Genomic DNA, 10,413 nt, shown 5'->3' with positions numbered 1-10,413 from the left:
TCCCCCACGACCCGGACCCGCGGGTGGCGAGCGCGCTCGGCGACCTCCTCGGCGGCCGGCCGCCGGGCCGGGTCCGCCACCAGGCACTCGGCCAGCAGGTCCCGCAGCTCGCTGCCGGTCCCCGGCCCAGCCGTCTCCGTCTCCCCCGGCCGGTCCCCGCCCAGCCGCGGCGGCCGCCCGTCTAGGCAGGTCCGCGCCAGCACGGCCAGGTCCCAGACGTCGGAGTCCGGCGAGCAGGCGAACCCCTCGGTGAGCTCGGGCGCCGGCACCGGTCCCGGCCGCGGCCGCACCGCCTGCACCGCGAGGTCGGCCACGACGGCCCGGCCCGACTCCGTCAGCCACACCTCTTCGGCGGACAGCCCGCCGTGCACCATGCCGTCCTGGTGCACGCGGGCCAGCAGCTCCCCGAGGCTGGCCAGTAGGCCGGCGACCTCAGCCTCGGTGAGCCGGACCCGCCGGGCCAGCACCCGGGACAGCCGGGCGCGCGCCTGCCAGCCCAGCGCCACCGCCAGCCCGGCGTCGCAGGGCACCGCGTCGTGGACCGGCACCAGCGACCGGTGGCGGACCGCCGCTGCCTCGGCCACCCGGGCCAGCGCCTCCGAGCGCCCCTCAGGCACCGGCACGGTGACCAGCCGGACCTGCTGCTGGTCACCGAGCCGGACCGCCTGCCACTGCCCCTCGCCGGGCCGGGAGGAGCCGGGGACGGGCGCGCGCAGCGCGTACCCCGGAACGGCGGGTGCGGGCGCGGGCCAGGCCATACGCTTACCGTGCCGCACCTGCCGCGAGCACCGCTGCGGTCATCCACAGGCCGGCCTCCGCTGGGCGGGCCGGCGGCATGGTGGGGTCCGTCAGCGTAGACCGGGCGTGTCCACCTGGACCGCGCGTTGCTCGGCGGCCGAGATGCGCGCGGCGTCGATGACCGCGAGCACGTGCACGCTGTCGGCCGGGTCGACCGGCAGCGCGGCCTGCGCCGTGTCCAGCCGGCCCTGCCAGCCACCGGCGAGCGCGGTCGCGACGCCGCGGTAGAAGTCGGCCTCGTCCCCGGCCGCCGCCGGGACCGGACGCCGTCCGCCGTCCCCGTCGTAGCGCCAGCCGCAGTGGCCGGCCTCGTCGTGCAGCTCGGCGAACGGACCGGGGTCCTCGCCGAGCCCGCCGTGCAGGTAGCTGCCGTGGGTGCCCAGCACCCGCCACCGCGGCCCGGGCAGCGCGGTCACCGACGAGACGCCCAGGTGGGAGATCACCCCCGAGACGTGCCGGCAGGACAGGAACGCCTCGTCCTCGGCGATCGTGGTCCGGCTCGCGAGCTCGGCGTAGACCGAGGCCACCGGTCCGAACAGCTGCACCACCGCGTCCACGGTGTGGGCGTGCAGGTCCAGCAGCACGCCGCCGCCCTGCTCGGCCGGGAGCGTCTCCCGCCAGCGCTGCTTGGGCGCCGGCCGCCACCGCTCCCAGCGCATCTCCGCGCGGACCACCTCGCCCAGCTCCCCGCCGGCCACGAGCTGGGCCAGGGTGAGCATGTCCGGGTCGTAACGGCGGTTCTGGAACACCGTCAGCGGCACCTGCCCCCGGGCTGCCTCGACGATCTCGGTCGCCTCGGCCGCGGTGAGCCCCAGCGGCTTGTCGACCACGAGCGCCAGCCCCGACTCGATGACGGCGAGCGCCTGCTCCCGGTGCGCCCCGGTCGGGGAGGCGAGCACGACGGCGTCGGCCGTGACCGCGCCGGAGCGGACCTCCTGCAGCAGCACGTCCAGGTCGGGCAGCACCGCGACCTCGCCGAGGTCGCTGCGTGCCTGCTCGCGCCGGCCGGGGTCCCCGGTGGTGACCGCGGTGACCTGCCAGCCGGCCTGCCGCAGCAGCGGCACGTGGAACTGCCGGCCCGCCATCCCGTAGCCGACGACGGCGGCGCGGAGCCCCTCGACCGGTGCCGCGGGCGCGGCCGTCGCGGTCTGGCTGGCGGGGGTGCTGGCTGCCTGGTCCATGGTCCGACCCTATGGTCACCGGTCGCGGCCGTAGAGTGTCGGTATGCGCGTGGAGCAGCTCGGCCTCGGGCCCGACTACGTCGACTACGAACAGGCGTGGGCGCACCAGCGCCGAGTGCACGCCCAGGTGGTGGCCGGTGAGCTGCCCGACACCCTGCTGCTGCTGGAGCACGCCGCGGTCTACACCGCCGGCAAGCGCACCGAGCCCCACGAGCGGCCGCTGGACGGCACCCCCGTCGTCGACGTCGACCGCGGCGGCAAGATCACCTGGCACGGCCCGGGCCAGCTCGTGGGCTACCCGATCGTGCGGCTGCCTGAGCCGGTCGACGTGGTGGCGCACGTGCGCCGGCTGGAGGACTTGATGATCGCCGTCTGTGAGCGGTTCGGCCTCCCCGGCGAGCGGGTCGAGGGCCGCAGCGGCGTGTGGGTGCGTGCCGACGAGCACGGGCAGCGGCCGGACCGCAAGGTCGGTGCGATCGGGGTGCGGGTCAGCCAGGGCGTGACGATGCACGGGTTCGCGCTCAACGTCGACTGCGACCTGGGCTGGGCCGACGGCATCATCCCGTGCGGGATCAGCGACGCGGGGGTGACCAGCATCGCCGCCGAGACCGGCGAGGCCGTCACCGTGACCGACGTGCTGCCGGTCGTGCTCGAGCTGACCGGCGGGGACGACAACCTCGTCCTCGGCCGCCCCGTCACGGCCACCGCCAGCGCGGGCTGAGCCCGCCCCGCCGCTACCGGGGCGGTGCGTGCCTGCGGGCGCAGGGGCATAGGCTGGAGGGTGCGCGCGTTGCCCCGCGTGCAACCAGTGCCGACCCAGGAGGCCTCGTGACCGTCGCACCCGAGGGGCGCCGAATGCTGCGGGTAGAGGCCCGCAACAGCCAGGTGCCGATCGAGCGCAAGCCGTCGTGGATCCGGACGACCGCGAAGATGGGCCCGGAGTACACGTCGCTGAACAAGCTGGTCAAGGGAGAGGGCCTGCACACGGTGTGTCAGGAGGCCGGCTGTCCCAACATCTTCGAGTGCTGGGAGGACCGGGAGGCCACCTTCCTCATCGGCGGCGAGCAGTGCACCCGGCGCTGCGACTTCTGCCAGATCGACACCGGCCGGCCGGCCGACTTCGACGCCGACGAGCCGCGCCGGGTGGCCGAGTCGGTGGCGCAGATGGAGCTGCGCTACGCGACCGTGACCGGGGTGGCCCGGGACGACCTGGCCGACGGCGGGGCCTGGCTGTACGCCGAGACCATCCGGCAGATCCACCAGCAGAACCCGGGCACCGGCGTCGAGATCCTCATCCCCGACTTCAACGGCGTGCCCGAGCTCGTCGGTCAGGTCATCGACGCCTCCCCCGAGGTGTTCGCCCACAACGTCGAGACGGTGCCGCGGATCTTCCGCCGGATCCGGCCGGCGTTCCGCTACGAGCGGTCGCTGGACGTCATCACCATGGGCCGCGACGCCGGGCTGGTGACCAAGTCCAACCTGATCCTGGGCATGGGCGAGGAGGACCACGAGATCGAGCAGGCGCTGCGGGACCTGCACGAGGCCGGCACCGACCTGATCACCATCACCCAGTACCTGCGGCCCTCCCCCCGGCACCACCCCGTGGAGCGGTGGGTCAAGCCGGAGGAGTTCGTGCACTGGAGCGACCGGGCCGAGGAGATCGGCTTCAAGGGCGTCATGGCCGGCCCGCTGGTGCGCTCCTCCTACCGCGCCGGCCGGCTCTGGGCGCAGGCGATGGTCCGCTCCGGGCGCCCCATCCCCGACGCGCTGTCCCACCTGGCCGACAAGCTCGACTCCCCGGCCCGGCAGGAGGCGGCCGCGCTCGTGGCCCGCGACTCCGCCCACGTATCCTGACCGCTATGGCCAGCACCGACTCCAGCAGCTCCGAGGAGCCCAAGCGCCGCTTCGGCCGCCGCACAAAGAAGCAGCGCGACCCGAACAACCCGGGCCGCCTCGCCCAGATCCGCCAGGTCTTCCAGATGACCCGGCGCAACGACCCGGCGTCGGTGTGGTGGATGGCGCTGGCCTTCTTCGGGATCATCCTGGTCGCGCTGCTGGTCGGGCTGTGGCTGGACCTGGTCATCTACTGCCTGCTCATCGGCATCCCGCTGGCCGTGCTGGCCGCCGTGGCGATCCTGGGCCGGCGGGCCGAACGGGCGGCGTTCACCCAGATCGAGGGCCAGCCGGGTGCGCCCGCAGCCGTGCTGGGCTCGCTGCGGCGCGGCTGGTTCTACGAGCAGGAGCCGGTAGCGGCCGAGTCCGGCGGCAAGGTCCGCGGCATGCGCGACCTGCAGAACGCCGCCATGGTCTACCGCGCCGTCGGGCGCCCCGGCGTCGTGCTCATCACCGAGGGTCCCCGCGGCTCCGCGCAGCGGCTGGCCAAGGCCGAACAGCGCAAGGTGACCCGGGTGGTGGGCCCGGAGGTTCCGGTGCACACCCTGCACGTCGGCAAGGGCGACCAGGACGTGCCGCTGCACAAGCTGACCAAGCGGCTCAAGCGCTTCGACAAGAAGATCAGCAAGCAGGAGGCCATCGTCGTGCACCGGCGTCTGCAGGCGCTGGGCCGCCAGGCCAAGCCGCCGGTGCCAGCCGGGATGGACCCGCGCAAGGCGCGTGTGGACCGGCGGGCGCTCCGCGGCCGCTGACACCGCCGAGCTGGCCGCTGGGCGTGGCTCAGCGCACCATCCCGGCGATGAAGGCTGCATAGCAGACGGCAGCCGCGATGCCGGCTCCGTCACGGACTCGCTTCGGCGCGTCCACCGCGACCAGGACGCCGACGACGGCGAGGAACGCCCAGCAGGCCGGGTGGCCCCAGCGGATGGCGAGCTCCTGTAGCCCGCTTGTCTGCTCGGCCCTGGCGGGCACCACGACGAGCCACAGACCGGTCATGCCGGCTGCTGCTGCCGTCAAAGCCAGTCCCAGGGGCCGGCGATGCCGATGCGTCCATGCGAACGGCGTCGATCGCACGTGGTCTGTCTCGACGTTGGTCTGCGGTGTCTTCATGTGTCCGACTCCTTGCCGGCCTCGCGAACGTCTGCCATCGTCTCGTCGGCCCATGCCAGCCCAGCCTCGGTCATGGCCAGACCGTGTCGGATGGTGGCCAACCAGTAGGGGCGGTCGGGTGATCGCTCGGCGAGCACCGCGCGCTCAAATTCGCGGTACTGCTCGCGGGCCGCGAGCAGTGTGGCGCGGTGTCGCTCGAGATGACCGACGACGACGCCCGGAGGAGCATGACGACCAAAGAACAGCTGCAGGAGCAGCTCGCTGCGGTTGGAGGCCAGCGACTCCGCCTCGGACGCGAGCCAGCTGCGCAAGGCGTCCCATCCCGCGTCGTTGATCGAGTACTCCAACTTGTGCCCGCCCCTGCCCGTGGTGCGGCGGGCCGCGATGAGCCCTTCACGCTCCAGCGCGTGCAGCGTCGGATAGAGCTGCCCGAAGCTCTCCTGCCAGAAGTGCCCGGCCGACGCGGCGATCGTCTCGCGCAGGCGGTACCCCGTCATCGGCTCCATCGTCAGCATGCCGAGGATCGCGAATCGGGTCTTCGAGGGGCGCGCCACGGGGCTAATTTATATCTGTCAGATACCCTTGCCTAGGGGCGGCACCAGGGACCCGGGCACGCGATGTGGCCGGCTCCAGCGTGCCTCGGGCGAGTGGGTCCTTGGTCGCACAGTGCAATTCGAGTCGTCAGCTCCGCTCGTGGTCCTCCGCCTCGCCGACCTGCACCAGTCCGGACTCGTAGGCGAGCACCGCCACCTGGACCCGGTCCCGCAGGCTGAGCTTGGTGAGCAGCCGTGAGACGTAGGTCTTCACGGTGGCCTCGCTGAGGAACATCCGGGTCCCGATCTCTGCGTTGGACAGGCCCCGCGCGACCCACCGCGCCACCTCGCGCTCACGGTCGGTCAGGCCGGCCAGCGCCAGCGGCGCCTCCCCGGCCGGGGGGCGGCGGGCGAACCGCTCCAGCAGGCGCGCGATCACCACCGGCGCGACCATGGACTCGCCCCGGGCCACCACCCGCACCGCGTGCACCAGGTCCTCCGGCGAGACGTCCTTGAGCAGGAAGCCGGAGGCCCCTGCCCGCACCGCCGAGTACACGTACTCGTCGAGGTCGAACGTCGTCAGGGCCAGGACACGGGGGTGCGGTCCCGGTCCGGCCAGGATCCGGCGGGTCGCCTCGATGCCGTCCAGCCGGGGCATGCGGACGTCCATCAGGACGACGTCCGGCCCGGTCTCCTGCACGACGGTCGTGGCCTCGGCCCCGTCGGCCGCCTCCCCGACGACGTCCAGGCCGGCTCGTTCGAGGATGAGGCGGAAGCCGATCCGGACCAGCTCCTGGTCGTCGACGACCACCACGCTGGTGCTCATCGTGACTCCAGGGGCAGGACGGCGCGCACGGCGAACCCGGGGCCGTCGGCGTCGGTCTCCAGCCGCCCGCCGAACAGCGCTACCCGCTCCGCCATCCCGATGAGGCCGTGACCCGGCTCCTGGCCGTTCGGACGCGCGGGCCCGGGGTCGGTCACCTCGATGCACAGCGTGTCGCCGCTGGCGTCCAGCGTGACCTGCGCCCGCCCGGCACCGGAGTGACGCCTCACGTTGGTCAGCGCCTCCTGGATGATGCGGTACGCGGTGAGGTCCAGGCCCGCGGGCAGGTCTGCCGGGGGGCCGGTGACCGTCAGCTCGACCTGCAGCCCCGTGTCCCCCACGGCCTCGACCAACGCCGGCAGCGCCTGGACCCCGGGCTGGGGCGAGAGGTCGGCGGTCTCGGGCGCGCGGAGCATGGTCACCGCACGGCGCATCTCCGCCAGTGCCTCCGTCCCGGTGCCCCGGATCGTGCGCAGCGCGCGGCGCGCGAACTCGGGGTCCTCCTCGACGACCTGCTCGGCCGCCCCGGCCTGCACGATCATGACGCTCACCGAGTGGGCCACGATGTCGTGCAGCTCCCGGGCGATCCTGGCCCGCTCGTCGGCGACGGCAGCCAGCGCCCGCTCCCGGGTGGCGTTCTCGGCCTCCACCGCGCGCCGGGTCGACGCGGTGGCCCGGTCCTCCGAGGCCCGCAGCCCCCGGCCGCTGAGGTAGGCCAGCGTGACCACGCCCCAGTGGAAGATGAGCTCGGTGGGTTCCTGCAGCAGGTCCACGAAGATGTCGGCGAGGATCATCAGCGCCGCGGCCGCCGCTGCTCCCAGCCAGGTGATGCGCCCGACGCCGTGTCGTGCCAGGGAGTAGACGATCACCAGGAACGGCACCAGCTGTCCGAAGAACAGGATCTGCAGCTGCCCCCCGGTCACGACGCCCAGCACCGGCCAGACCGCCATGACCGACAACGCGAGCCAGGGCCTCGTCCTCCGCTGGGTCAGCAGGGCCGCGACGACGAGGATGCCCACCGAGCTCACCCACGGGGAGCCGTCCCCCATGACGGACTCCAGCGGCAGCCACACCTCGGCGAGCCCCACCGCGGCCACCAGCACGGCCAGGCCCGCGTCTTGGGCCCGCTGCGACCACGCGAGACGCTCCACAGCCCACAGGCTAGGGCGCGCGGGCAGCTCGGCGCGTCATCCTCAGGTCGACAGTTTCGTCACCTCTGGTCGCGACCGGCCCCGTCGAGACGCGACGGGCGGCGGGCCAGGGACCCACCACCGGCCGATCCGCCGATGCCGGCACCGTCCCTAGCGTCGGAGCAGCCGGGCCCGAGGGGTCCGCACGACCGGAAGGATGACCATGAAGGACACCGCACCGCTGCTGCGCAGGACCGTCGCCGCGTGCCTGGTGATCTGCGCGGCGATCACCGTGGCCAGCATCGCCCTGATGCCCGAGTTCGCCGGTGACCACACCGACCGGCTGGCCGCCATCGCCGCCGACGGCACGACGGCCGGCGCCTCCGCCGCGCTGTTCGCCCTGGCCCAGCTGCCGTTCGCCGTCGGCCTGCTGGGAGTCGCGCACCTGCTGCGCTCGCGCACGCCGGTGCTGGCCATCCTGGCCGGGACGCTCTGCGCTCTTGGTGGGTTCGGCCACGCCGTCTACGGCGGCCAGAGCCTGGTCATGCTGGAGATGGCTCGGGACCCGCAGCACTACGACGCCTACGCCCGTGTCCTGGGCGGTGTCGAGAGCGGCTGGGGCATTCCGTTCATGGCCATGGGACTGCTCGGCACCGTGCTGGGGATCGTGCTGACGGCCGTGGCCCTGTGGCGTGCCGGCCTCGGTCCCCGCTGGCTGCCACCACTGCTGGCGGCCTTCGTGGTCGTGGAGTTCGGCCTGGCCGGCCTGAGCGTGTGGGCTTCCTACGGGGCGAGCCTGCTCTACGCCGCCGGCCTGCTCGCGATGGGACAGCTGGTCAGCCGCAGTCCGCTCGCCCGGTGGGGCGGCGCCGAGGCGCCCGCGCCCGTCCTGCCTGCTCGAGCCTGACCGCTCCCGGTCAGCGGGAGCGGACGATGACGGTGCCCGCGGCGACGTCATGCAGGCCGCGGCCGTCCCGCAGCCAGACCATCGGCGGGATCGCCAGGCACAGCAGCACGGCCCGCACCGCGCCGCGGAGGAGGCCGGGCGGACCGAGCAGGACCGAGCCGCTACCGGTGCGGTTGAGGAGGTGCACCTGCAACCCGAGCAGCCGGTGACCGACGGTGGTGCCGGCGGTGGAGACGAGCAGCAGGTTCTCCACCGCCAGCACGGCCAGCGGCACGAACGAGGCGGCCCCGGTGGTGCCGAGGCCGACGCCGAAGATGCCGTAGGCGATCAGCCAGCACAGCGCCCAGTCGACGCACAGCGCGACCAGCCGGCGGCCGAAGCCGGCCATGGCGTGCTGACCGTGCTCGGGGAGTCCGAGCTCGGCTCCTCGGAAGTCCCGGCCAGCGGTCACCCCGGCAGCGTAGTCAGCCGTAACATGGCTGAAACATGAGGGTCACGGTCGAGAAACTCCGCTTCCCGTAGGGTCGAACGCGACGTCCGCGACCTGGCTACCCTGAGCTGCGCCGCGGCCCCCCCGCCACGATCAGGAGGACACATGTTCAGCACCCCCGAGGAGGTCCTGGCCTTCATCCGGGACGAGGACGTGCAGTTCGTCGACGTCCGGTTCTGCGACCTGCCGGGCGTGATGCAGCACTTCAACGTGCCTGCCTCGACCGTTGACGAGGAGAGCTTCACCACCGGCCAGATGTTCGACGGCTCCTCGATCCGGGGCTTCCAGGCCATCCACGAGTCGGACATGAAGCTGATCCCGGATCCTCGGACGGCCTACGTCGACCCGTTCCGGACGGCCAAGACGCTGGTGATGAACTTCTCCATCGTTGACCCGTTCACCAACGAGCCCTACGGGCGTGACCCGCGGCAGATCGCCTCGCGCGCCGAGGAGCACCTCCGGTCGACCGGCATCGCCGACACCGCCTTCTTCGGGGCCGAGGCCGAGTTCTACATCTTCGACGACGTGCGCTTCGAGACGAAGCAGAGCGCCGGCTACTACTTCATCGACTCCATCGAGGCCGCCTGGAACACCGGGCGCGCCGAGGAGGGCGGCAACCGGGGCTACAAGCCGCGCTACAAGGGTGGCTACTTCCCGGTCTCCCCCGTGGACCACTTCGCCGACATCCGTGACGGCATCGTCCAGCAGCTGGACTCGGTGGGCATCGACGTCGAGCGCGCCCACCACGAGGTCGGCACCGCGGGGCAGCAGGAGATCAACTACAAGTTCAACACCCTGCTGCACGCCGGCGACGACATGATGAAGTTCAAGTACGTCGTCAAGAACGCCGCCTGGGCGGCCGGCAAGACCGCCACCTTCATGCCGAAGCCGATCTTCGGTGACAACGGCTCGGGGATGCACACCCACCAGAGCCTGTGGAAGGACGGCGAGCCGCTGTTCTACGACGAGTCCGGCTACGGCGGGCTGTCAGACATCGCCCGCTGGTACATCGGCGGGCTGCTGCGGCACGCGCCGTCGCTGCTGGCGTTCACCAACCCGTCGATGAACTCCTACCACCGCCTGGTGCCGGGCTTCGAGGCCCCGGTCAACCTGGTTTACTCGGCCCGCAACCGCTCGGCCTGCGTGCGCATCCCGATCACCGGGACCTCGGCGAAGGCCAAGCGCGTGGAGTTCCGGGTGCCGGACCCGTCGGCGAACCCCTACATGGCGTTCTCGGCCCAGCTGATGGCCGGGCTGGACGGCATCAAGAACCGGATCGAGCCGCCGGAGCCGGTGGACAAGGACCTCTACGAGTTGCCCCCGGCCGAGCTCGCCGGCATCGACCAGGTGCCCGACTCGCTCCCGGCCGTGCTCGACGCCCTGGAGGCCGACCACGCCTTCCTCACCGAGGGCGACGTCTTCTCCGAGGACCTCATCGGCGCCTGGATTGACTACAAGCGCACCAACGAGGTGGACCCGATCCGGCTGCGCCCGCACCCGCACGAGTTCGAGATGTACTTCGACATCTGAGAGAAGCAGCAGGTCAGC

The 10,413-nt window shown here is 72.7% G+C and carries 11 protein-coding genes and 1 pseudogene; 5 read left to right on the top strand and 7 right to left on the bottom strand.

The window, feature by feature from the left end; all coding sequences use genetic code 11:
- Positions 1-758: pseudogene (locus GFJ45_RS00535) on the bottom strand (hypothetical protein); the annotation flags it as partial.
- A gap of 90 nt (positions 759-848) precedes the next feature.
- Positions 849-1,979, bottom strand: coding sequence for a Gfo/Idh/MocA family protein (locus GFJ45_RS00530; RefSeq protein ID WP_153392760.1), 1,131 nt, complete (start codon positions 1,977-1,979; stop codon positions 849-851).
- A gap of 43 nt (positions 1,980-2,022) precedes the next feature.
- Between GFJ45_RS00530 and lipB the strand changes: the two genes are divergently transcribed.
- From lipB to GFJ45_RS00515, 3 genes are all read left to right on the top strand, one after another.
- On the top strand, positions 2,023-2,700 hold the full coding sequence (gene lipB, locus GFJ45_RS00525; protein WP_153392758.1) for a lipoyl(octanoyl) transferase LipB: 678 nt from the start codon (positions 2,023-2,025) through the stop codon (positions 2,698-2,700).
- 107 nt (positions 2,701-2,807) lie between these two features.
- Positions 2,808-3,833 (top strand): lipoyl synthase, encoded by a 1,026-nt coding sequence (gene lipA / locus GFJ45_RS00520; protein ID WP_153392754.1) that lies wholly within the window; start codon positions 2,808-2,810, stop codon positions 3,831-3,833.
- A gap of 5 nt (positions 3,834-3,838) precedes the next feature.
- A complete protein-coding gene (locus GFJ45_RS00515) occupies positions 3,839-4,624 on the top strand; it encodes a DUF4191 domain-containing protein (protein WP_194288435.1) in 786 nt (261 codons plus the stop codon).
- 28 nt (positions 4,625-4,652) lie between these two features.
- Here the strand turns inward: GFJ45_RS00515 and GFJ45_RS00510 are convergent, their stop codons facing one another.
- The 4 genes from GFJ45_RS00510 to GFJ45_RS00495 form a co-directional block, all read right to left on the bottom strand.
- Positions 4,653-4,982 carry a hypothetical protein gene (locus GFJ45_RS00510; protein ID WP_153392751.1) on the bottom strand — a complete coding sequence of 110 codons (330 nt, stop codon included), beginning with the start codon at positions 4,980-4,982 and terminating at the stop codon, positions 4,653-4,655.
- Entirely contained in the window at positions 4,979-5,536 is a 558-nt protein-coding gene (locus GFJ45_RS00505) for a PadR family transcriptional regulator (RefSeq protein WP_153392748.1), read from the bottom strand. The genes GFJ45_RS00510 and GFJ45_RS00505 overlap by 4 nt, the downstream gene beginning before the upstream one ends.
- Before the next feature lie 127 nt (positions 5,537-5,663).
- Positions 5,664-6,341, bottom strand: a complete 678-nt coding sequence (locus GFJ45_RS00500; protein WP_153392745.1) for a response regulator transcription factor — start codon at positions 6,339-6,341, stop codon at positions 5,664-5,666.
- Positions 6,338-7,489 carry a sensor histidine kinase gene (locus tag GFJ45_RS00495; RefSeq protein ID WP_153392742.1) on the bottom strand — a complete coding sequence of 384 codons (1,152 nt, stop codon included), beginning with the start codon at positions 7,487-7,489 and terminating at the stop codon, positions 6,338-6,340. The genes GFJ45_RS00500 and GFJ45_RS00495 overlap by 4 nt, the downstream gene beginning before the upstream one ends.
- A 202-nt stretch (positions 7,490-7,691) precedes the next feature.
- Here GFJ45_RS00495 and GFJ45_RS00490 point away from each other — a divergent pair, with 202 nt between their 5' ends.
- Positions 7,692-8,375 (top strand): hypothetical protein, encoded by a 684-nt coding sequence (locus GFJ45_RS00490; RefSeq protein ID WP_153392739.1) that lies wholly within the window; start codon positions 7,692-7,694, stop codon positions 8,373-8,375.
- A gap of 10 nt (positions 8,376-8,385) precedes the next feature.
- Here the strand turns inward: GFJ45_RS00490 and GFJ45_RS00485 are convergent, their stop codons facing one another.
- Complete coding sequence (locus GFJ45_RS00485) at positions 8,386-8,826, bottom strand: RDD family protein (protein ID WP_228386260.1); 441 nt, start codon at positions 8,824-8,826, stop codon at positions 8,386-8,388.
- Between the two features lie 144 nt (positions 8,827-8,970).
- Between GFJ45_RS00485 and glnA the strand changes: the two genes are divergently transcribed.
- Positions 8,971-10,395, top strand: coding sequence for a type I glutamate--ammonia ligase (gene glnA, locus GFJ45_RS00480; RefSeq protein WP_153392736.1), 1,425 nt, complete (start codon positions 8,971-8,973; stop codon positions 10,393-10,395).
- Positions 10,396-10,413 lie beyond the last annotated feature (18 nt).

Source organism: Ornithinicoccus halotolerans (assembly GCF_009602535.1).
GTDB lineage: Bacteria > Actinomycetota > Actinomycetes > Actinomycetales > Dermatophilaceae > Ornithinicoccus > Ornithinicoccus halotolerans.
The sequence above is the reverse complement of the archived record's forward strand: the minus strand, read 5'-3'. Positions and strand labels throughout refer to the sequence as shown.